Annotated in this window: 23 protein-coding genes and 1 tRNA gene; 18 read left to right on the forward strand and 6 right to left on the reverse strand. The window is 44.1% G+C overall.

What is annotated here, in order from left to right; translation table 11 throughout:
- Window positions 1-110: 110 nt before the first annotated feature.
- Window positions 111-689, reverse strand: coding sequence for a glycerol-3-phosphate 1-O-acyltransferase PlsY (gene plsY, locus QNH15_RS12455; protein ID WP_061969894.1), 579 nt, complete (start codon window positions 687-689; stop codon window positions 111-113).
- 100 nt (window positions 690-789) lie between these two features.
- Complete coding sequence (locus QNH15_RS12460; RefSeq protein ID WP_283895036.1) at window positions 790-2,961, reverse strand: MMPL family transporter; 2,172 nt, start codon at window positions 2,959-2,961, stop codon at window positions 790-792.
- A gap of 98 nt (window positions 2,962-3,059) precedes the next feature.
- On the opposite strand from QNH15_RS12460, the gene QNH15_RS12465 reads away from it, so the two are divergent.
- Both QNH15_RS12465 and QNH15_RS12470 read left to right on the forward strand, forming a co-directional pair.
- Window positions 3,060-3,836: a class I SAM-dependent methyltransferase gene (locus tag QNH15_RS12465; RefSeq protein ID WP_283895038.1), complete on the forward strand. Its 777-nt coding sequence runs from the start codon at window positions 3,060-3,062 to the stop codon at window positions 3,834-3,836.
- A 10-nt stretch (window positions 3,837-3,846) separates the two neighbouring features.
- Complete coding sequence (locus tag QNH15_RS12470; protein WP_283895040.1) at window positions 3,847-4,131, forward strand: hypothetical protein; 285 nt, start codon at window positions 3,847-3,849, stop codon at window positions 4,129-4,131.
- A 30-nt stretch (window positions 4,132-4,161) separates the two neighbouring features.
- Here the strand turns inward: QNH15_RS12470 and QNH15_RS12475 are convergent, their stop codons facing one another.
- Window positions 4,162-4,437: a YciI family protein gene (locus QNH15_RS12475; RefSeq protein ID WP_061969902.1), complete on the reverse strand. Its 276-nt coding sequence runs from the start codon at window positions 4,435-4,437 to the stop codon at window positions 4,162-4,164.
- A 161-nt stretch (window positions 4,438-4,598) separates the two neighbouring features.
- Between QNH15_RS12475 and QNH15_RS12480 the strand changes: the two genes are divergently transcribed.
- Window positions 4,599-5,378: a phosphatase PAP2 family protein gene (locus QNH15_RS12480; protein ID WP_283895043.1), complete on the forward strand. Its 780-nt coding sequence runs from the start codon at window positions 4,599-4,601 to the stop codon at window positions 5,376-5,378.
- 95 nt (window positions 5,379-5,473) lie between these two features.
- Window positions 5,474-6,514: a low-specificity L-threonine aldolase gene (gene ltaE / locus QNH15_RS12485; protein ID WP_283895045.1), complete on the forward strand. Its 1,041-nt coding sequence runs from the start codon at window positions 5,474-5,476 to the stop codon at window positions 6,512-6,514.
- Window positions 6,515-6,557: 43 nt separating this feature from the next.
- Here the strand turns inward: ltaE and QNH15_RS12490 are convergent, their stop codons facing one another.
- Window positions 6,558-8,024, reverse strand: coding sequence for an amidase family protein (locus QNH15_RS12490; protein ID WP_283895046.1), 1,467 nt, complete (start codon window positions 8,022-8,024; stop codon window positions 6,558-6,560).
- 214 nt (window positions 8,025-8,238) lie between these two features.
- Here QNH15_RS12490 and QNH15_RS12495 point away from each other — a divergent pair, with 214 nt between their 5' ends.
- The 14 genes from QNH15_RS12495 to QNH15_RS12560 all read left to right on the forward strand — a co-directional run bounded on the left by QNH15_RS12495 (window position 8,239) and on the right by QNH15_RS12560 (window position 18,910).
- Window positions 8,239-8,520 (forward strand): hypothetical protein, encoded by a 282-nt coding sequence (locus QNH15_RS12495; protein WP_141687035.1) that lies wholly within the window; start codon window positions 8,239-8,241, stop codon window positions 8,518-8,520.
- Window positions 8,521-8,619: 99 nt separating this feature from the next.
- A complete protein-coding gene (locus QNH15_RS12500) occupies window positions 8,620-9,003 on the forward strand; it encodes a DUF2203 domain-containing protein (RefSeq protein WP_061969914.1) in 384 nt (127 codons plus the stop codon).
- Window positions 9,004-9,104: 101 nt separating this feature from the next.
- Window positions 9,105-9,179 (forward strand) — tRNA-Arg (locus QNH15_RS12505).
- Window positions 9,180-9,268: 89 nt separating this feature from the next.
- Window positions 9,269-10,201, forward strand: a complete 933-nt coding sequence (trhO, locus tag QNH15_RS12510) for an oxygen-dependent tRNA uridine(34) hydroxylase TrhO (RefSeq protein ID WP_283895047.1) — start codon at window positions 9,269-9,271, stop codon at window positions 10,199-10,201.
- 183 nt (window positions 10,202-10,384) lie between these two features.
- Complete coding sequence (locus QNH15_RS12515; RefSeq protein ID WP_283895049.1) at window positions 10,385-11,137, forward strand: DeoR/GlpR family DNA-binding transcription regulator; 753 nt, start codon at window positions 10,385-10,387, stop codon at window positions 11,135-11,137.
- Window positions 11,134-12,063, forward strand: a complete 930-nt coding sequence (gene pfkB, locus QNH15_RS12520; protein ID WP_283895051.1) for a 1-phosphofructokinase — start codon at window positions 11,134-11,136, stop codon at window positions 12,061-12,063. Before QNH15_RS12515 ends, pfkB begins: the two co-directional genes overlap by 4 nt.
- A complete protein-coding gene (locus QNH15_RS12525) occupies window positions 12,060-13,949 on the forward strand; it encodes a PTS fructose transporter subunit IIABC (RefSeq protein WP_129475726.1) in 1,890 nt (629 codons plus the stop codon). The genes pfkB and QNH15_RS12525 overlap by 4 nt, the downstream gene beginning before the upstream one ends.
- A 117-nt stretch (window positions 13,950-14,066) precedes the next feature.
- Window positions 14,067-14,369: a hypothetical protein gene (locus tag QNH15_RS12530; RefSeq protein WP_061969924.1), complete on the forward strand. Its 303-nt coding sequence runs from the start codon at window positions 14,067-14,069 to the stop codon at window positions 14,367-14,369.
- Entirely contained in the window at window positions 14,366-14,746 is a 381-nt protein-coding gene (gene kapB, locus QNH15_RS12535) for a kinase-associated lipoprotein KapB (protein WP_283895055.1), read from the forward strand. The genes QNH15_RS12530 and kapB overlap by 4 nt, the downstream gene beginning before the upstream one ends.
- Before the next feature lie 132 nt (window positions 14,747-14,878).
- Window positions 14,879-15,697, forward strand: coding sequence for an NAD(+) synthase (gene nadE / locus QNH15_RS12540; protein WP_283895551.1), 819 nt, complete (start codon window positions 14,879-14,881; stop codon window positions 15,695-15,697).
- A 91-nt stretch (window positions 15,698-15,788) separates the two neighbouring features.
- Window positions 15,789-16,040: a hypothetical protein gene (locus tag QNH15_RS12545; protein WP_283895057.1), complete on the forward strand. Its 252-nt coding sequence runs from the start codon at window positions 15,789-15,791 to the stop codon at window positions 16,038-16,040.
- Window positions 16,041-16,161: 121 nt separating this feature from the next.
- A complete protein-coding gene (dat, locus tag QNH15_RS12550; protein WP_283895059.1) occupies window positions 16,162-17,019 on the forward strand; it encodes a D-amino-acid transaminase in 858 nt (285 codons plus the stop codon).
- 12 nt (window positions 17,020-17,031) lie between these two features.
- Entirely contained in the window at window positions 17,032-17,607 is a 576-nt protein-coding gene (locus QNH15_RS12555; RefSeq protein ID WP_283895061.1) for a DUF502 domain-containing protein, read from the forward strand.
- A 97-nt stretch (window positions 17,608-17,704) separates the two neighbouring features.
- Complete coding sequence (locus QNH15_RS12560; RefSeq protein ID WP_283895063.1) at window positions 17,705-18,910, forward strand: DUF2515 family protein; 1,206 nt, start codon at window positions 17,705-17,707, stop codon at window positions 18,908-18,910.
- A gap of 33 nt (window positions 18,911-18,943) precedes the next feature.
- Here QNH15_RS12560 and QNH15_RS12565 read toward each other — a convergent pair whose 3' ends face one another.
- Both QNH15_RS12565 and QNH15_RS12570 read right to left on the reverse strand, forming a co-directional pair.
- Window positions 18,944-19,438 (reverse strand): hypothetical protein, encoded by a 495-nt coding sequence (locus tag QNH15_RS12565; protein WP_283895065.1) that lies wholly within the window; start codon window positions 19,436-19,438, stop codon window positions 18,944-18,946.
- A 132-nt stretch (window positions 19,439-19,570) separates the two neighbouring features.
- The gene (locus QNH15_RS12570) at window positions 19,571-20,578 is read right to left on the reverse strand and encodes an inorganic phosphate transporter (RefSeq protein ID WP_061969941.1); all 1,008 of its coding nucleotides are present in this window, start codon (window positions 20,576-20,578) and stop codon (window positions 19,571-19,573) included.
- Window positions 20,579-20,581: the final 3 nt, after the last annotated feature.

The following is a 20,581-nucleotide window of genomic DNA, read 5'->3' on the forward strand; positions in this document are numbered from 1 at the left end:
ATCAATAATATAGGTATATATCACCCTACAGCCTATGTACGTTTGCCCTGGTCGGTAACGGACAAATGCGGATTTTTTTAAAATAAAAAAAACGTTCCTTCACGGAACGTTTAAAGCCATGTAATCTTTGGCTCTGTTTTGGATATGATTCTCACAATGTTGGTACGGTGACGATAAAGAAGAAACAGCAGAAATGCCGTCATTACCACCGTAAGAAGCACGTCCTGTACGATCAGTCCGTAGACAACAGCTGCCGAGCACGCGATGAGGGAAGAAAGAGACACATACTTGCTCAGGTAAAGGACAACAAAAAATACAGCCACAAGGACGACGAACATAAGGGGAGCATAAAACAATAAAATCCCCGCTGATGTGGCAACCGCCTTACCGCCCCTAAACTTTGCGAAAATAGGATAGCAATGGCCAAGCACTGCCGGAATTCCGGCAATAAGGATATGAAGATCCGTATGAAACAAAACGGGAAGAGATGCGGCAAGGGTTCCTTTAAGGATGTCCGAAATGGTTACAATAAAGCCTGCTTTTTTTCCAAGGATTCGGAAGGTGTTCGTTCCTCCGAGATTTCCGCTTCCGTGCTGTCTGATGTCTATGCCGTAGCCCCACTTGCCTACAATGAGCGCAAAAGGAACCGATCCAATAACGTAAGATAATAACAGAATGAAAAATACCATACGATTCACCTTTCGCCTGTCTTTTTCTCTTATTATATAATCATTCCGATGGTTTAGATAGGGGATTTTTAAACAAGCAAATAGTAAAAAACCACGGCCGTTATTGGGCGTGGTTTTTTACAGTGTGTTTCCTGAATGGCAGCCACCAGTTCCATTTGCCCATTAGTTTCATCAAAGAAGGGACAAGAATCATTCGGACAAGGGTGGCGTCGATGAAAATAGCCAGTGCAATTGCTATGCCGATTTGTTTTACCGGCATGACGTCCGTTGTTACAAATGAACCCGTAATCACGATCATAATGGCGGCAGCAGAGGTAATGATTTTGGAGGTTGACGTTAAACCGTCCAGTGTTGCCTTGTCGTTGTCGCCCGTGTTTTCATAGACTTCCTGTATCCGGGAAATGAGAAATACTTCATAGTCCATGCTGAGTCCAAAAACGATACCGAACGTAAAGACGGGAATCATTAATCCGATACTGACAGGATCCATGAGATTTCCGCTTTGAAAGATCCATACCAACAGGCCGAAGGTTGCCGAAAGACTGAGAATGTTCATGACAATGGCTTTTAACGGAATAAATAATGATTGAAAAGCAAGAAGAAGGATAACAAAGGTCGATAGCAATACGATGACAAGCCCTTCAGGTGTTTTATTAAGAATTTCATCGAAGATTTCCTGGTTGAACTTGGTTGAACCGCCTAATGTGAGTTTTAAGCCATTTTTTTCACCTTCCCAATCTTTGACCCATTGCTTTGCCTTGTCAGATGTGACGCCCACTGAAAGATATGCCTGGATGACGGTTAGATTATCCTTTGAATAATGGTCGAGCACCGACTGCAGGCGGCGTTTTCCTTCCTTTGTTTTGATGAACGATTGGAGCTGATCAGGCGGTATGCCACCGGTATGGGAAAACAGGGAGTCCACCCGGTCGACGACACTCTCTTTTTTCAACCGTTCGACCAGCTGCTCCGCTCTGGTAAGGTTATCACTGCTCGTTATATCTCCATTGCTCTTTGCGACGATGGTCACGGGATATAAATCTTTTTTACCGAATGTGTCCTCGAATTTCTCGAACATGATCCTTGATTCGTAATCAGGAGGAAGGGACTCGGCCTCAGGAATGGATAATTCTAAATGGCGTACGGGCAATAGGAAAAGGACAAGAATGGCGATGGACGCAGTCAGCATGATTCCCGGGCGTTTCATCACGAACGTTGCGAAAGCTTTCCAGCCGGATCGTTCACGGTTACGTTTTAAAATCATCAGCGAGTTAATGCGCGGTCCGAGGATACTTAAGACGGCAGGGAGAAACGTGAGCGCGTTGATAACCGAGATGATAACAACGACCATGCCTCCGAGGGCGACGGAACGAAAGATATCGATTCGGATGAGCAGCATACCTGAAAGCCCCAGAAACACACACAAGCCAGAGAATGCGATGGACCTGCCTGCTGTTTGTACTGACGTGATGACTGCTTTTTTCACCGGGTTTTTCTCCAATTCCTCTCTGAAACGGTTGACCAGCAGTAGCGCGAAATCAATGCCGAGTGCAAGGCCGATCATCGGAACGACATTTAATATGAAGATCGTTAAATTCAGTTCCTGACTTACCAGGTAAAGCACACCCATCGCACAGGCCACACTGATCAAACCAATAAGAATCGGAAGGCCTGCTGCGACCAGACCTCCAAATGCCAGCAGTAGAATGATCAGAGCTGCGGGAAGTCCAATCGCCTCGGCGCGTGCCAAATCTTTCTGGCTCGCTGTGTTCATGTCTTCGGCGATAACCGGACCGCCTGTGATTCCAATTTTGACATCCTTTGTGCTGGTCGTTTTGGAGCGGATCTGTTCGATTGATTTTTTAAGTTCTCCGAAATTCAAGTCAAAATTCACAGTTGCATAAGAGGTGTTTCCTTTGATCATCTTTGCTGAAGAGTAGGGTGAGGTTACACTGACCGCATGATCCACATCTCTCAATTTTTTCAGCGTACGCTCTACTGTGTTTTTGTACTGTGTATCTTGGGGTGAGAGGGTATCGGATTGAAAAAGCACCATGACCGATGATTTAGGCTGGCCAAAATCCTGCTGCATCATGTTTTCTACTTTTTTAAATGAACCTTCCATTTCAAAACCGCTTCCGCTGAGGGAGTCTGGCAGTTTCAGTGCCAGAACACTAAACGTTGCGGCAAGCAAAATCCAAACTGCAATGATCAGCTTTCGGTATGTATAAACGAATTTTCCGATTCCTTGAAATAAACTCCAATTCTTCATGAATTTCCTCCTTAAAGGCTGCTGTATAGGGTGAAGGATTGCTCTTTCGGCAAATGTGTGATAAAAGATTAAATAAAAAAGGTTCTGGTGAAATAGCAATGATTGTGACAACGGCAGGCAAGTTTGATCAAAAACTGATCGAAAAAGCGGAAAAAATCAACGAGACGGTCGGAGGAACGTTTGTGTTGAGAAAAAATAAATCCATCTCTTCCTTACATACCCAATTTAAGGATCATCTATTAATGGTTGGAAAAGAAAAACTGACCTTGCATCCTTTTGGTGGATCAGAACCGCTATTTTTTCATCCGAATTCCTCGATGTTCCGGGTGAAGCAAATCGTAAGGGGAGAGCATGATCCATTGCTCACAGCGGCACGGCTTAAAAAAGGCATGACTGTTCTTGATTGTACGGCCGGACTGGCTTCTGATGCGATTGTATGCAGCCTGGCTGTCGGACCAGAGGGGAAAGTGACCGGATTGGAGAAAAACCAGTACATCGCGTTTTTGGTGAAAAGCGGATTGATAACGTGGGAAAGCGGGTTGAAGGAAATGGATGAATCCATGCGCCGGATCACCATCCTGCACGAAGATCATTTGGCCTATCTGAAGCGACAGTCCGACCAATCCTTCGATGTTGTTTATTTTGATCCGATGTTCGAGGAAACGATACAATCCCCCGGTTTGAGCGGACTGAAGAATATGGCGGAATATTCGCCTCTTACCGCTGATATTATTTCGGAAGCAAAACGGGTCGCCAAAGAACGGGTCGTATTGAAGGACCATTATAAAAGCAGCCGATTTGAACAATTTGGATTTACCGTAATAAAGCGGCCTTCGTCCAAGTTCCATTATGCCATCATTGAATTAGGGGATTGAGGAGAATGCGATGCTGACGGGGTTAATGGTGCTACTGCTTGCTGGTGCCGGGATCGTGGGATTTATTAAAAAGCATATCTTAAGGATAAAAGATCCCGATCTTGCTCATTATTTGGCGGAATTAAAAAAACAATGTTGGTATCAGGAGCTCATGAACGATCCACAATCTTCCGGTCTGATTCAATCGTTTGAAAAAAGCGGTCCGTTAAAAGATGTTTATTATGTACAGCGGCTTCTTGCAAACGATGGGTGCAGAGATGGTTTTATCGCGTATATTAAAGAAAAATCCCGGTAAAGCAGTGTTGCTTTGCCGGGATTTTGTTTTTTATTTCGAAAGTACTTCAATGTTCATGGCCCACTCGTTAACCACACAATCTCTGGCCCCGGTCACGACGTACGGATCATTTTTGGCCAGTGAAGTTGCTTCTTCCAGATTGGCAGCCTTGTAAATAACAAGTCCACCAGTACCGTCGGTAAACCTTCCATATGTAAAGATATTCCCTTTTTCTGCAAGGCTTTCAAGATAGCTAAGATGTTCCTGACGGTGAACCTTGCTTTTTTCTTCATCTAAAACTGGTAAACGAACAGCATAATAATTCATCAATTAACCTCCCTGAGATGTAGTCTCTTTTATTATGAAGACAAACCCCGAAAAAGAAAAGATGTATGCCCATTGAAAAATATAAGAAAGTTTTCTGGTATGCATCCATAAAGTTAAATGATTACTAGTTTAAAATAAAACAGGATGCATGGGGGAGTAAAATGAGAATAAACAGAAGATATCCTGCATGGAGTTCGTTTGATTGCAGCCGGAGTCGAGATGAAGGGCATGGTAACAATTGGCCGACCTTTTTCCTGAAACGAAACAGAAGGGGAGAATTTACCGACAGAAAAGGGAACGTGGTCACCTGGGAGTTGAGGAATCCTGCTTTTGTTGATTTTAAAGGCAATGAGCTCAAGCAAGTGCGTTCAGCGTTACGAAATTTGACTCCTGACAAGCGGAAGAAGATCAACTTTTATGGTGAGCATCTACAAGATTTTTGGTTTCGGATAACCGGAAATTTGATTTCATCTTATAAATTATCACCTATGTTGTCTGCCAGAGTTAGGGCGGCACTGACAATGGGATTATCGGATACCGCGGCTGCCGTTCACTATGTGAAAAACTTGTATGATGTTCCACGTCCCCATCAGCTGGATGCCACCCTGCAGCCGGTTCTTTCAATTCCCTCTTCTCCTTCGTTTGTATGTGAGCAGGCTTCCGCTGCAGGCTGTGCCCATATGATCTTATCCTACTTTTTCCCCCATGAAGACGGGAAGCTGAAACGGCTGGCCGAGGAGATCTCATGGACGATGTTTCTGGCAGGTATTCAATATAAGGCAGATGTCGAGGAAGGAATGAAATTGGGAAGACAGATGGGTGACATGATCGTTGTTTCTCTCCGCTATCAGCGAGTGGAAGGGGACGTTCAAAAAAGCAACAGAAACAGCGATCTTACAGCTGGATTTCAACAAAAGAAAAGTGAAGTCATTTCGCGTTAAACATAAACGGACTCCGGGGCAGCCGGAGTTTTTTTCTTTTTTTATAAGGCAATTGTGTTACGATAGATAAAAAACATCCGGAGGGGTATAGTGCAATGATCGATCTTAGAAGCGACACCGTGACAAAGCCGACAGAGCGTATGCGAAAGGCCATGTACGCAGCTGAGGTGGGGGACGATGTCTACGGAGAAGATCCTGCTGTTAATTCCTTGGAAGAAACCGCTGCTGACCTGCTCGGAAAGGAAAAAGCATTGTTTGTCACGAGCGGTACACAAGGAAACCAGATTGCGGTTTTGACTCATACGGCACCTGGCAGTGAGGTTATCATGGAAAGCGACTCCCATATATACATGTATGAAGGAGCCGCTGTATCGGCTTTTGCGGGAATTCAGCCTCGTTTGGTCAAGGGAATCAACGGCTCCATGCAGGCAGAGGATGTTAAAAACGCGATTCGGAGTGACGATATTCATCACCCTGAGACAAGCCTTGTTTGTTTGGAAAATACGCATAACCGTGCAGGCGGAGCGATCGTTCCTCTTCGTGATATGAAAGACATTTACAAAATTTGTTCTGCTGCCTCGATCCCTGTTCATATCGATGGCGCACGCCTTTTTAATGCGGCAGCTGGCAGTGGAACAAGCGTCAAAGATTTCGCTTCTTATTGTGATACGGTACAAATTTGCCTTTCCAAAGGGCTTGGGGCACCGGTCGGCTCCCTGATTGCCGGATCGGAGGATTTTATCCGGAAAGCAAGAAAGTGGAGAAAACGACTTGGGGGAGGACTCCGCCAGGGAGGTGTGCTGGCTGCACCGGGACGGATCGCGCTTACCGAGATGACAGAGCGTCTGCATGAGGATCATGAAAAAGCCAGCAAGCTGGCAGAGGGCTTAGCGGAAATCCCGTCGCTTTCCATCGAAAACCAGGTGGATACCAATATTGTTTTGGTTAATATTGGGCAAACCGGATTTTCTGCCGACCAATTCCTTCAATTGCTCAAGGGCCAAGGAATACTTGCTGTTGCTTTTGGACCTCAAACGATCCGATTTACCACTCACTATGATGTTACCTTTGAAGATATTGATAAAGCTCTCACCAGCATCTCGGCGATCATCTCTTCAAAAGTCATTTTGCATTAACATAAAAAACCCGGCTCCCATTTGGAGCCGGGTTTTTGTAACCTTACATTTTTGGCGGTATACGGTATTTCGTTGCCTGTTCGAAAGAGTAGGCCAATGATATCAGCTTCGGCTCGGAGAACGCACCTGCCGTAAAAAGGATGCCAAAGGGTTTGCCCTCATCATCATAGCCTGCGGGCACACTGATCGAAGGATAGCCTGCCTTTGCGGGAAACCCATAGCCCGCATCTGTTGGATACAAAATGGCATCCAGCTGAAATTCGTTCAGAGCCTGATCCAATCCAAGTTCCCTTGTTTTTTTAAGATCATCCAGTCGGCTGTTTAAATACGAGGACTCGGTAAGTGTGCCGGATGTGCTTTCACTTTGCTCTAAAAGAACCTGCCCATATTTCAGGCATGTTTCAGGATGCTTTGAATTATAAGCAATCACATCTTCCAGAGAGGTGATTGATGGGAGTTTGGTGTGCCGTTTCAAGTAGGAGTTGATACCCGATTTAAATTCATAAAGCAATACATTAAAATCCCCATCTTCCTGTTCGAGAGGGGTTGCTGAATCGAGAATAACAATTTCCGCCCCTTTTTCTTTCATAGTTGCAATGGTTTGATCAAATAATTCCTTTTGAGAAGGAGACAATTCTCTGACGGAATATTCATACGAAATACCGATCCGTGTACCGTTTAATGCATGTTCCCTCAGGTAGGCGGTATAGTCAGCTTTGCTTGAATAGGAAGCCTTTAACGTGGCGGCATCATTGTGATCAAGCCCCGTCATCGCTCCAAGAAGTATGGCGGCATCAGCTACAGTCCGTGTCATGGGACCTGCGGTATCCTGACTGACAGAAATAGGAATGATGCCAAATCGCGAGAGCAGGCCAACGGTCGGTTTGATCCCGACAATACTGTTGGCGGCGGCGGGACTGGTGATCGATCCGGACGTCTCGGTTCCGATCGCAGCCACGGCAAAATTTGCGGCTACTGCAGATCCGGATCCAGAGCTTGAACCGCTGACATCAAATTTTCCGGGTCCGTAAGGATTCAGGACCTGTCCTCCCCGTGAACTAAATCCGTTGGGCATGTTTTCTGTCATAAAATTTGCCCATTCAGTCAGGTTGGTCTTCCCGAGAATAATAGCGCCCGCTTCTCTTAGTTTTGTCACGATAAAGGCATCCTGGTCGGCGTACGATTCGCTCAGGGCAAGAGAGCCGGCACTGGTGTGCATGGCATCACCGGTATTAATATTATCTTTGATCAAAACTGGAATCCCGTGAAGAGGACCTCTTGCTCCTTTAGTGGATCGTTCGGCATCCAGTGCTTCTGCAATGTGGATCGCATCAGGGTTGATTTCAATAACCGCATTCAGTCCTGGGCCTGTGTGATTAAATTTCGAAATTCTTTCTATGTACATCCCCACCATCTTTAGCGAAGTAATTTCTTCTTTTTCCAGCGCTTCCTGAATGTATGAAATCGTTGCTTCTTCCAGTTGGAAGGGATTGATTTTTGTGACGGACATACTTTTTCCCCGCTTTTCACTTTAATTTCAAATAATATTTCCCATTTTTTGATAATTCAATTAAAGCAAAAAACCGTCCGGATCGCAAACTGCACAGTCTAGTATTTTAAAATAAGTTTACTAGTGGTAATAGATTAATTTACCAAGGGGTAGTATATTTCTAAAAACATTGAATAATAATGATAAAAAGAACGTGAAGGGGATGGTGATGGAGATGAAAGGAATTACTAGTCTCACACTCTATAGCGGAAACCATAACAATTTCAGTGCAAATGATAGAATAATGCTGTTTGTTACAAAATTTCATTTGAAAACAAAACAGGAAAAGTGGCTGACTCTTCGCCGTCTCATGAATAAAGATTCCGGAGCATTGGCAGCGCACATTTTAATCAGCTCTGAATACCGGAGAGACTTCCCGGAACTTCTTGAAGATGACAAGGTAAGAAATTTTTATCTTGATCTGAAGCAGCCGAAAAAGCAGACAGCAAACGTCTAATTACAATTGTGGGTTTTCTGGCCGGTACATTATTAATGCTATTCATCCGAAGTGTTGTTATAATGAAAGAGTAAGTAAACACTAGAGGAGTCTAATAGCATGAAATATTTTACTGTTGAAGAAGCGAATCAGCTTTTGCCGGTCATTACACGTGAGTTAGAAGCCCTTCAGCAGCTTCAGCTTTCTTTTGTGAAATTTTATGATCAATTGGAAAAACTGCGGTTGTCAGATAATCCTCCGGATGACGATTTTTTCGTACTTGAAAGCAAGCTCGATTTTATGGAGATGGAAGCTCAGAGCTACATCCATAATATCCATTCATTTGGAGCTGAATTAAAAGATATCCACGCAGGGCTTGTTGATTTTCCGGCCATGATTGAAAACGAGGAAGTATTGCTGTGCTGGAGACAGGGAGAGCCGGCGATCACGCATTACCATGGTATTGAAGAAGAATTTATCAACCGGAAATCACTTGAAAATTAAGATCGAAATAAAAAAATAAAATTATTTTCTTTTAAAGGGTTGTTTTATTCCTGAATATTGTTTATGATATATCTCGTGACGGTAACCAAGCTGTCAGTTAAGCGCCTATAGTGAAATGGATATCACACGAGATTTCGGCTCTCGTATTCTGGGTTCGAATCCTGGTGGGCGCGCCAATTATAGTTATAAATACCACGGGGTTATTCCGGTGGTTTTTTATATGCATTTCAAAAACAAAATTCAACGTTGCAGGTTGGTGATTAATATGACAAACGAAATGCAAAAGCCTTATCGAATTTTATTGTATTATAAGTATGTGCCAGTCGAGGAGCATGAATACTTCGCAAGAAAACATTTAAAGTATTGCAAAGAACTCGGCGTACTGGGCAGAATCATTGTTGCTCCAGAAGGCATCAACGGAACAATCTCGGGCACGGTTGAACAAACCGAGCAATATATGCGGGACCTGAAGAGCGATCCTCGTTTTGAAGATATCGTTTTTAAAATTGATGAATCAGACGAGCATGCCTTCAAAAAAATGTTCGTTCGTCCGAAAAAAGAGCTAGTTACATGGCGCTTTGAAGATGACGTGAACCCGAACGAGGTTACTGGAAAACGATTGAGCCCTAAAGAATGGATGGAAATGATCCAGAGGGACGATGTCGTGGTTGTTGACGGAAGAAATGACTATGAATATGAGATTGGCCATTTCCGAAATGCCATTCGCCCGGATGTAAAAGCATCCCGTGATTTTCCGGAATGGGTTAAAGAAAATCTTGAACAATTCAAAGATAAAAAAGTACTCACATACTGCACCGGCGGAATTCGCTGCGAAAAGTTTTCAGGATACCTTCTGAAAGAAGGTTTTAAGGACGTTTACCAGCTGCATGGAGGAATTACGACATACGGTAAGGATGAGGAAACAAAAGGACGTTTCTGGGATGGCAAAATGTACGTCTTCGATGAGCGGATTTCTGTTCCGGTTAACCGTACCGAGGAAGATGTGGTCATCGCCAAATGCTACTATTGCGGTAAAACGGAAGACCGTTATGTAAACTGCGCAAATCCTGATTGCAATCGTCAGCACGTTTGCTGTGAGGAATGTGAAGTAAAATATAAACGCTCTTGTTCGGACGAGTGCCGTGAGCATCCGAAAAACCGATATGAACTTGAATTAAACGAAACAAAAGCACAATAATGTAATCAATCAAAAGCAGCCAGCTTTCGCAGGCTGCTTTTTTCTTTTGTCAAAACCGACCACCCTAATGAATGTTTTTGACTGAAAATTATAATTAATGATGGAAATTGATTGTTTTTGAAAGTTTTTGATTGATTATTGAAAAGGCTTACTTTATAATAAGTACCAGCAAGGAGGGGTTAGATGCTGTTTTCACAGCGCCAGGAAATTATTTTGTCGTTATTCGATCACCAAAAGGTAGTAACCCTCGAAGAGCTAGTTCAGGAAACAGGTTCTTCGGAATCAACGATACGCAGGGATTTAGACAGACTTGAAAAAGCGAAAAAGCTAAAACGTATACATGGCGGGGCATCAAGGATCGAGGATAAAGCAGAAGAACCTTCCCTTGCCGAGAAAACTCTCCGAAATGTGGAGGAGAAACAGAATATTGGCCAATATGCTGCTTCATTGGTTCAGGAGCATGAATGCATTTATCTGGATGCCGGGACAACGACAATGCAGATGATTCCGCATTTGAATCTGGAGAACCTGATTGTTGTGACGAACGGAATTCAGCTTGTTGAACCGCTCGTGGAGAAGGGAATTCCGACATACCTGGTTGGCGGCCTTATTAAACCAAAGACAGGGGCCATGATTGGCAGCGGAGCGATCAAGAGTCTGGAAAATTATCGTTTTGATAAATGTTTTATCGGAATAAACGGAATCCATGAGGACTGGGGATATACGACACCGGATCCTGAGGAATCCATTTTAAAGCAAAAGGTACTTGAGCTTTCTCAGGAAAAATACGTCCTCGCTGATCCATCTAAATTTGGAAAATCCAGTTTTTCAAAAGTCGCCTTGCTTGAAGAAGCATTTATTATTACGGTTCAAAGCAAAAACGTACAGCTTGCATCATTTGAAAAGAAGACCTTGGTTAAGGCGGTGGAAAAATGATTTATACAGTAACACTAAATCCCTCCATAGATTATTTTGTGAAAACAGATGGTCTTAAGGAGGGCGAGATCAACCTTGTCAATGAACAATCCATAGTGGCAGGGGGAAAAGGAATCAACGTTTCAAAAGTATTGAAAAATTTGGGTGTAGACAGCGTTGCAACCGGATTCGTCGGCGGATTTACAGGCGACTTTGTTGAAAGTTCTCTTCAGAAGGCTGACATTGGCACCCGATTTGTCCGAGTGGAAGAAAATACACGAATTAACATTAAATTGAATACCGGAAAAGAAACAGAAATCAACGGAATTTCTCCTTCCATTCCAGCATCCGCATTGGAACAATTGGAAGACAATCTGTTGGCAAATCTTGAATCAACTGATTTTGTTGTGCTGGCTGGCAGCCTGCCATCCAGTTTACCAAATGAATTTTATGGTCAACTAATCTCCTCCATACGGCAAAAAGGCGCACAGGCTATTCTTGATTCAAAAGGAAAACCTTTGCAGGAAGCACTGGCTCATCATCCTTTTCTAATTAAACCGAATCATCATGAGCTGGGCGACTTAGTAGGCGCCTCCATTAAAGATCCCCGTGAGGCAGCCGCCTATGGGAAACAGCTTGTAAACGAAGGGGCACAGCATGTGCTTGTCTCCATGGCCGGGGACGGGGCGGTGTTTGTCAGCAAAGAACTTGCTGCCTTTGCCAATGTGCCATCTGGAACGTTGGAAAATTCCGTTGGAGCAGGAGATTCGGTTGTTGCCGGATTCCTTGCGCATTTCACCAAAAACGGAAATGTGCTTGAAGCTTTTAAATATGGGGTTACAGCAGGAAGCGCCTCTGCCTTTTCAACAGGGTTCTGTACAGCAAAAGACATTGACCGCTATCTGCCTGAAGTAACCGTAAACCTGATAGAGGGGGAAGAAGGATGAAGATTACAGAACTGATTACAAAAGATACCATCAAGCTTAATCTTGTTTCCAAAGATAAATCGAGTGTAATCGATGAGCTTGTCAATAAATTGCATGAAGCCGGAAAGCTGAATGATAAGGAAGCTTATCGTGAAGCAATCCTGGCAAGAGAAGCACAAAGCACAACCGGAATCGGTGAAGGAATTGCGATTCCGCATGCCAAAACGGCGGCTGTTAAAACCCCTTCCATTGCGTTTGGCCGCAGTGTGGAGGGAGTGGATTATGATGCGCTTGATGGCATGCCGTCCAACCTGTTTTTTATGATCGCAGCCAGTGAAGGCGCTAACAATGAGCATCTTGAAACTTTATCCAAGCTGTCCTCCTATTTGATGGATATGACATTCCGTGAAGGTTTGCTGAAAGCGGAAACAGAAGATGAAGTTATTACATTGATTAATGAGAAACAAGTGGCCGAGGCAGCAGAAGAGGAAACGGAAGATCAACCAGTGGAGACGAGTGATGATGAAACGTATGTCGTCGCTGTTACCGCTTGCCCTACCGGTATTGCCCACACTTACATGGCCGCTGACGCCTTAAAAGCCAAAGCCAATGAGCTTGGATTGAAACTGAAGGTGGAGACCAACGGCTCAAGTGGTGTAAAAAACCGGTTAACCTCGTCGGATATTGAAAAAGCGACTGCTGTCATTGTCGCTGCGGATAAGCAAGTTGAAATGGACCGCTTTCAGGGGAAAACACTCATTCAGGTTCCGGTGGCTCAGGCTATTCGAAATCCGCAAAAACTGCTGAATGATGCGGCAGAAAAAAAGGGAACCGTTTATACAGCAGGCAGCAGACCGCGGGCTGCTGAAGACGGAGAAAAACCAAAGCGTCAATCGGCATTTTACCGTCATTTGATGAATGGTGTTTCTAACATGCTTCCTTTTGTTGTTGGTGGCGGGATATTAATCGCCATTTCCTTTATGTTTGGGATTCATTCAGCCGATCCGAAAGATCCTTCTTATAATCAGTTTGCAGCCGCGCTTGATACGATTGGCGGTAAAACGGCTTTTGCATTAATGGTTGCCGTGCTTGCCGGCTTTATTGCTCGAAGTATCGCAGACAGCCCGGGCTTTGCCCCAGGGATGGTCGGAGGTTTCCTGGCATCCACCGGAAACAGCGGATTCCTCGGCGGCCTTATTGCCGGATTTCTTGCCGGTTACATTGTTCTTGGACTGAAAAAACTGTTTTCCAGGCTTCCTCAATCCTTGGAAGGCATTAAACCCGTTTTGCTCTATCCGGTATTTGGCATACTGATTACCGGTTTGATTATGCTCTTTGTGATTAATGATCCAGTACAGGCATTAAATGAAGCTCTATCTTCCTGGCTGCAGGGCTTGGGTAAAGGAAACGCCATCCTTGTCGGTCTTCTGCTTGGAGGAATGATGGCCATTGACATGGGTGGCCCGATCAACAAGGCAGCCTTTACATTTGGTATAGCAATGATCGATGCCGGCAACTTTGCACCGCATGCAGCGATTATGGCTGGCGGTATGGTGCCGCCGCTCGGCCTCGCCATTGCAACGTCCATTTTCAGAAATAAATTTACAAAGCAAGAGCGTGAAGCAGGAAAAACATGTTATGTAATGGGTCTTTCTTTTATTACCGAAGGGGCCATTCCGTTCGCGGCAGCAGATCCAGGGCGCGTTATTCCTTCCTTGGTGGCAGGCTCCGCAACGGCAGGAGCGCTTACAATGCTGTTCGGTATCGGTCTCCGGGCGCCTCACGGCGGAATCTTTGTTGTTCCGTTTGTTGAAGGGAATCCATTCTTATACGGGCTTGCAATCCTGATCGGTGCCCTCGTTACAGCGCTGCTTGTCGGCTTCTGGAAAAAACCTGTACAGCAATAGCCTTATATGAGACATCAGATCAGCCAGTGGAGTGTTTTTCAAAAAAACCTTCACTGGCTTTTTTCTTTTTTTAAAAGGGATGCTAATATAGTGGAGAGGGATGAAGGAGTGAAACAAATGGATCCAAAAGATTTGGAACAGCAAATTATTCAAAATTATAAACAAGATGAAGGCATGATGATTCTTGTATTTGCCCAATGGTGTATCAATCACGATATCGATCCGAAAGCACTGTACTTCCGTGCCTATCCGTCTCAGCAGGAAAACGAAAGACTCAACCATATGCTCGAACAAACCGTTTCAAAACAAGAGTCCGAAGAAATAGCGGACGAATCCGTACTCGGAGTGCTTTCGTTATTTGGGAATGAAGATTTGGCCTTTGAAGTGATGAAAGAAATCGAAAGGAGATCAAAACCATGAATACAATTGAACCGGGAATGAAAGTTACCGCGTTATACAAAACAGGGAAATATATAGGTGAGGCAGAACAGGTGAAAAATGGAAAAGTGCTCGTGAGCATTCTGGCGGTTTTGAAACATCCAAAACAGGGGGACCTGCACAACCCAAACCAGGCAGATGTTCCGTTTTTTCATCAGCGAAAAGCCCTGGCTTTTCAAGAAAAAACATGGGCTCCCGAGCATACGGTTAAACCTTACGAAGAGCAAGTTCCGGATTATTATGAATCATTGAAAATGTCTTTGGAAGAGATGCAAAAGGAATTGGAACAAAAAGGGGATGACTGGTCCACACGCTCTCTTTCCGAGCTTTCTGGACTGAAAAAGGAATACCACCTGTAACAAAAATCGATACAACAGGGTATCATGAATGGTATAATATCATGTGATAAAAACTAACATAGTTTTTCACTTTCTATTACAGGGTAATATAACTGTATTACTTCGACAAAGGTGGATGAAATCATGACTGAAATGCAGCAGAAGATTATTAATGACTTAGGAGTGAAACCTGAAATAAATGCACAGGAGGAAATCCGAAACAGAGTTGGATTTATGAAGGAATATGTCAAGAAGAATAAGTTGAAAGGCTTTGTCCTCGGAATCAGCGGCGGCCAGGATTCCTCACTTGCAGGCAAGCTGGCTCAGATGGCGGTCAATGAATTAAAGAAGGAAACAGGAGATGACAGCTACCAGTTTATCGCCGTCCGTCTTCCTTACGGCGTGCAGAAGGATGAAGAAGATGCACAGCGAGCATTGAACTTCATCCAACCGGATCGCACGGTTACCGTGAATATTAAAAATGCGGTGGATGCATCGGCAGACGCCTTCCATGAAGCGACCGGCGGAAAGATCACGGATTTTCTAAAGGGCAATATTAAAGCCAGAGAAAGAATGAAAGTTCAATATGATATCGGAGCAGCCAATCAATGCCTTGTCATTGGGACAGACCATGCGGCTGAAGCGATCACCGGATTTTTCACGAAATATGGAGACGGAGCATGTGATCTTGTGCCTTTGACCGGCCTGAACAAAAGACAGGGGAAAGCATTGCTGAAAGAATTGGGAGCAGAAGAAAGAATCTACATGAAAGTTCCTACGGCTGACCTTGAAGATGACAAACCTGGGGTGCCCGATGAAACAGCCCTTGGCATCACGTATAACGAGCTCGATGATTACCTCGAAGGAAAAGAAGTATCGGCTGAAGCCATAGAAAAAATCGAACACCGGTATGCCATTACGGAACATAAACGGCGCCTGCCTGCCGCTCCGCAGGATGACTGGTGGAAATAAGGCGAAAAAAGCAGACCAAACGTCTGCTTTTTTTCATGGCAAAGATAAGATATACTTATCTTTGGAATCATTTGGAGGAAGGGAGCAGGCCGTGAGCAGAAGAGCAAAGATTATTTTTGTCATCAATACCGTTGTTTTTGTAATCGTTTTATCGTCTTCCATTCAAAGAGAGAATAATCGCAAGGCAAACTTAAAAGCAATCAACGATCATTTTCAGAAGAAGTTTGAGCTGGATGAAGATTTGAAGAACCAGTACGATGATGAATTCAAAGTAAAAGTGGGGAAAGACAAATACATCGTAACACTGAAGAACCAAAAAGTAGTTTCCGCTGAAAAGGAATAGAATTCATCAAGAAAGATTGCCCATATACAAGGGTAATCTTTTTTTAAACTGTCGCAAAACTACATTGAAGGTAGCTAAGCACGGTATTCCTGTCATATAATCGATTACGAGGTGATATGAAATGGAGAATCCATTTGTTTTATTTGGAAACCAGATTATTGAACGGGATCATGTCTCTATTGATATGGAAGACAGAGGCTATAATTTCGGGGATGGCATCTATGAAGTTGTCTATATTTATGGCGGTGAACCCTTTTCGCTGAATGAACATTTTCGACGTTTTGAAGAAAGTGCCCAAAAGCTCGAAATGAAACTGCCCTATTCTATAGAGCAAATAAAGGAGAAGACCGCCGAATTGATTAAGGCGAACAACATCCATAATGGCATTGTTTACATACAAATGACGAGAGGCGCTTCACCAAGAGCTCATTTGTTCGAAAGAGAATCAGCCTGCCTGATTACCGGGTTTGCCCGAAAAATGGATCCTCCGGCAGAGGCTCAAGAGAAGGGCATAAAAACGTACCTGACACCGGACATTCGCTGGCTCCGCTGTGATATTAAAAGCCTGAATCTTCTCGGAAATACCATAGCTAAACGAATCGCGGCCGATCATTCTTGCGGTGAAGCTCTTCAGCACCGGGAAGGTTTATGCACTGAGGGTTCTTCTTCCAACCTTTATATCGTTAAACATAATGAAGTGCGCACACATCCGGCAACAAACCTTATTTTAAATGGAATTACACGGCAGCATATTCTCGAAATTGCCGGGGAAGAGGGAATCGCGGTAAACGAGGAGCCGTTCACAACCGAAGAACTTCAAGCAGCAGATGAAGTATTTATCTCAAGTACAACCATGGAGATTGCACCTGTCATCTCCGTTGAGGGAGATGTGCAGGCAACCTATCCAATAGGCCCTGTAACACGCCGACTGCAGGAAAAGCTGAAAGACAGAATCAAGCAGCACCGTGTGCATCAATAGGAGAGAAGGATAGTGAAAACCGTTGCCAAATATTTTATGAACGGAATCCTTACGGCTCTTCCGATCATTCTTGTGTTTTATGTTCTTGTCAAAGTGTTCGATTTTCTGGACGGGATCCTTGGGGATACACTTAGAAGCTATATGAAAGGCGGCTATATACCAGGCATCGGCATTCTGGCAACAATTATTCTTTTGACACTTCTCGGCTGGCTTTCGTCCCAGGTCATCAGCGGCCAGATTATTTTTCTTCTCGATTCTGCTCTGGAACGGATTCCGCTGGTTAAAACGCTTTATACCGTCATTAAAGATACCTTTCAGTCGTTGCTTGGTGAAAAGAAGTCGTTTTCAACGGTAGTCCTGGTGGAGATACCTGCTACCGGTTTAAAGAGCATTGGGTTTGTTACAGCTGAAGACCTGAAGGATCTGGGAGATGAGCTTTCGGGGCATGTTGCTGTGTATATTCCGCAAACCTTTCAAATCGCAGGATTTACCTTTCTGGTACCCAAAAAAGAGGTTACGGTTCTTGATATTAAGGCCGAAGACGCCATGAAATTCATTCTGTCAGGCGGCGTTGCCTCTAAATCTTGATTGATAAACCATCACCCAGCAATCGCCATGGGATGATGGTTTATTTTTGCTTCCCCTTTCATACCTTTTAACAGAACGGTGTTGAAGGAGATGCCTTATGAAAAACCACCGCCTGAACCGGACGCTTTCCAAAGCCTTTCTTATTCCTTCCGCTCTCACAGCCCGCTTTTTTAAACGTCTTAAACCGGCTGCAGAAGAATGTTTTTGGAAAATGTCCCCAGAGGATAAAAACTGGCTGTCTTTCCGGCTTAAAGTGCTTGATTTCGATGGGAAAATTCCTGTATATATTGGCGATGAAAAGAGGATCATTGAGGACATTCTGCAACAAACAAGTGAAAAAAACCAAAACAATATTACCCGAACAGAGGCATATTACCGATATTTCAATGCGCATCAAGAAGTGCATTGGGCTTTTCTTGCACATATGGTCTCACGAAACGCTGGCTATCATATGACCGACCTGCAGGGAGAATTTTTGAAGAGACTGCTTACCGGGGAACAGCGAGAAAAGATCTACTGGACGCTGGAAACAGCCAATAGTTTAATCTTTCAGGACGTTTATCCTCAATTGCTGCTGTATGAAGAAAGCAAAAGGCTGGGAAGGAGTTTATTTCATCTGCTTAAAGGATTTGATGTTTCTTCATTCATGAAGGGAGTATGGGAGCATTTTTTCTGGAAGAAAGACAGCCGGATTCTTACGATGGCTTTAATCATCAATGAACAAAACGTGATTGAAAAGGAAGTAATTCAAAATGATATCCATAAAGAAGTCTTTCAAAGTCTCCCTTTTCAGCTGCAAAATCTGTTTCAGCTGACCAAGATCTTTTTTCCGGTGGCAGGTGAGAAGCTTAAGTTGGCAGGAATCTCTGTAACAGCGTTCCATGACCTTTCCAAACGGATAAAAATTGGAAAGCGCCTGTACAGCCTGCTCTTTCATGAAAGAATATTCTCAGGGGCTTTGCAATTTGCGGACCGGCAAATGCATACAGGATCAAGAGCAGACTATTGGGGACATGTTTTCAGTTCGGATGAAGCCGTTTATTTGCCCCACTATAAAAAGGAACGAATCCGGTTTTTTTCGCTAAAAAGAAAAGCATCCGGATTTTACAGTCCCGAGCTCCTGTCATGCTGGAATATCTTTTACAGCAATGCTTCCAAAAAGGAAGACTGGTTTAGCGGGACAGCTCTGCCGCCGTTGTTTGATGGCATCTCTCACGAAAAACCGCTGTTCATCGACCGTGCGTATTGGATTGATCTTCATCATCTGGAGGGGGCCGTTTTGGCGAAACAGCTGTTTACATAAAAAAAGACTCAAAAGCTTGAGTCTCTTTTTGTGTTATTTGAAGAGGGAAATAATCGAACCCAATTGCTGCATCATACCCATGGCCGAGTTAATGCCGTTAAATGTCTTTCCCCAGCTGAATTGGCCGCCGGGATTTTGGAAAGGCTGCAGCTGATTGAATGGAAACTGCTGACCTCCGGGAAAACTTCCATTTCCAAAAGGAAATCCATTTGGCAGGGAAGGCAGGTTAGATTGCGAGGCTTTCGTGTTTTGCTGTTTGCCGTTTGCACCCTGTGGCATATAGTAGGGATTGTATGGGTAGGGTGGACGTGGCGGCAGCATTTGAGGGTTCATAAAGGCACCCGGACCTGGAGGGGGCAGAAAGGCGCCCATTGCTGGTTCAGGGCCAAGTCCCTGAGCAGGAGCTGGAAACGGAGGCCTTGGTTCAATCAGTTCAGGATGGTGGGAGACAGATTCTTTGTGGAATGGGTCATATCCGCCATAAGGAAAAAAGCGCAGAGATTGGTTGTTTTTTCTGCATCTGGACAAATTTTTTCACCTCAAATTGGTTTTCTTCCTATGTATATGCTTGTTTAGGGGAAATCGTATAGACAAGGGTCTCGGGTGTATTCAGAATGAACAAAGAAAAAGCCTCAAGGGATTCCCTGAGGCTTGGTTCATTTAAAGAAATAGATTCAATATTTGATAGACGATGGCAGCAATAACGGCGGAAATAGGGAGGGTAATAATCCATGTCATGACAATGCGTCTCGCCACGCCCCATTTTACACCTTTCACTCGTTTCGCTGAACCAACCCCCATAATTGCTGAGGAAATAACATGAGTTGTACTGACCGGCAGCTTCAACGCTGTAAATGTAAAGATGATAATAGCAGATGATAAATCAGCTGCTGCACCGTTTACCGGCTGAAGCTTCATGATTTTTCCGCCAACGGTTTTAATGATCTTCCACCCGCCGACAGATGTACCGATACCCATGGAAAGCGCCGCAGCCACCCTTACCCACATAGGAATGCCTTCTGTTGTATGATATCCACCGGCAATCAAAGCAAGAGTAATGATCCCCATTGCTTTTTGCGCGTCATTCGTTCCATGTGAGAAGGATTGAAGCGCCGCTGTGAAGATCTGAAACGTACGGAACCCTTTGTTGGTTTTCGTCTTGTTGAAATTTTTGAAAATAGCTGCAAAGATGCTCATGATTATAAAGCCGACAGCCAAAGCCACAAACGGCGATATGACTAAAGCCTGAATGATTTTCACGAAGCCATCGTAGTTTAAAACACCGAATCCTGCAGCAGAAATTGCTGCACCGGCAATGGAACCGATAATGGCATGCGAGGAACTGGAAGGAATCCCGTAGTACCAGGTAATCAAGTTCCATGCAATTCCGGAAATCAGGGCAGACAGCACAATCATCAGCCCGATTTTTTCATCGCTGAACTGGAATGGATCAACGATGTCTTTACTTACACTTTTTGCAACTCCTGTAAAGGTAAGGGCACCGACAAAGTTCATTGTTGCCGCCATCACAATCGCTACCTTTGGAGGAAGAGCTTTTGTAGACACAGAGGTCGCAATTGCATTGGCGGTATCATGAAATCCGTTAATAAAATCAAACGCCAGTGCAAAAATAACGACTAAAATAATCAGAACAAATAATATATCCATAGC

It is taken from the genome of Fictibacillus enclensis (assembly GCF_030123385.1).
GTDB lineage: Bacteria > Bacillota > Bacilli > Bacillales > Fictibacillaceae > Fictibacillus_C > Fictibacillus_C enclensis.

What these genes read in the sequence shown, in the direction of transcription:
- plsY (WP_061969894.1), bottom strand. Translation starts at nt 689, where the DNA reads ATGGTATTTTTCATTCTGTTATTATCTTACGTTATTGGATCGGTTCCT.
- QNH15_RS12460 (WP_283895036.1), bottom strand. Translation starts at nt 2,961, where the DNA reads ATGAAGAATTGGAGTTTATTTCAAGGAATCGGAAAATTCGTTTATACA.
- QNH15_RS12465 (WP_283895038.1), top strand. Translation starts at nt 3,060, where the DNA reads ATGATTGTGACAACGGCAGGCAAGTTTGATCAAAAACTGATCGAAAAA.
- QNH15_RS12470 (WP_283895040.1), top strand. Translation starts at nt 3,847, where the DNA reads ATGCTGACGGGGTTAATGGTGCTACTGCTTGCTGGTGCCGGGATCGTG.
- QNH15_RS12475 (WP_061969902.1), bottom strand. Translation starts at nt 4,437, where the DNA reads ATGAATTATTATGCTGTTCGTTTACCAGTTTTAGATGAAGAAAAAAGC.
- QNH15_RS12480 (WP_283895043.1), top strand. Translation starts at nt 4,599, where the DNA reads ATGAGAATAAACAGAAGATATCCTGCATGGAGTTCGTTTGATTGCAGC.
- ltaE (WP_283895045.1), top strand. Translation starts at nt 5,474, where the DNA reads ATGATCGATCTTAGAAGCGACACCGTGACAAAGCCGACAGAGCGTATG.
- QNH15_RS12490 (WP_283895046.1), bottom strand. Translation starts at nt 8,024, where the DNA reads ATGTCCGTCACAAAAATCAATCCCTTCCAACTGGAAGAAGCAACGATT.
- QNH15_RS12495 (WP_141687035.1), top strand. Translation starts at nt 8,239, where the DNA reads ATGAAAGGAATTACTAGTCTCACACTCTATAGCGGAAACCATAACAAT.
- QNH15_RS12500 (WP_061969914.1), top strand. Translation starts at nt 8,620, where the DNA reads ATGAAATATTTTACTGTTGAAGAAGCGAATCAGCTTTTGCCGGTCATT.
- trhO (WP_283895047.1), top strand. Translation starts at nt 9,269, where the DNA reads ATGACAAACGAAATGCAAAAGCCTTATCGAATTTTATTGTATTATAAG.
- QNH15_RS12515 (WP_283895049.1), top strand. Translation starts at nt 10,385, where the DNA reads ATGCTGTTTTCACAGCGCCAGGAAATTATTTTGTCGTTATTCGATCAC.
- pfkB (WP_283895051.1), top strand. Translation starts at nt 11,134, where the DNA reads ATGATTTATACAGTAACACTAAATCCCTCCATAGATTATTTTGTGAAA.
- QNH15_RS12525 (WP_129475726.1), top strand. Translation starts at nt 12,060, where the DNA reads ATGAAGATTACAGAACTGATTACAAAAGATACCATCAAGCTTAATCTT.
- QNH15_RS12530 (WP_061969924.1), top strand. Translation starts at nt 14,067, where the DNA reads ATGGATCCAAAAGATTTGGAACAGCAAATTATTCAAAATTATAAACAA.
- kapB (WP_283895055.1), top strand. Translation starts at nt 14,366, where the DNA reads ATGAATACAATTGAACCGGGAATGAAAGTTACCGCGTTATACAAAACA.
- nadE (WP_283895551.1), top strand. Translation starts at nt 14,879, where the DNA reads ATGCAGCAGAAGATTATTAATGACTTAGGAGTGAAACCTGAAATAAAT.
- dat (WP_283895059.1), top strand. Translation starts at nt 16,162, where the DNA reads ATGGAGAATCCATTTGTTTTATTTGGAAACCAGATTATTGAACGGGAT.
- QNH15_RS12560 (WP_283895063.1), top strand. Translation starts at nt 17,705, where the DNA reads ATGAAAAACCACCGCCTGAACCGGACGCTTTCCAAAGCCTTTCTTATT.
- QNH15_RS12570 (WP_061969941.1), bottom strand. Translation starts at nt 20,578, where the DNA reads ATGGATATATTATTTGTTCTGATTATTTTAGTCGTTATTTTTGCACTG.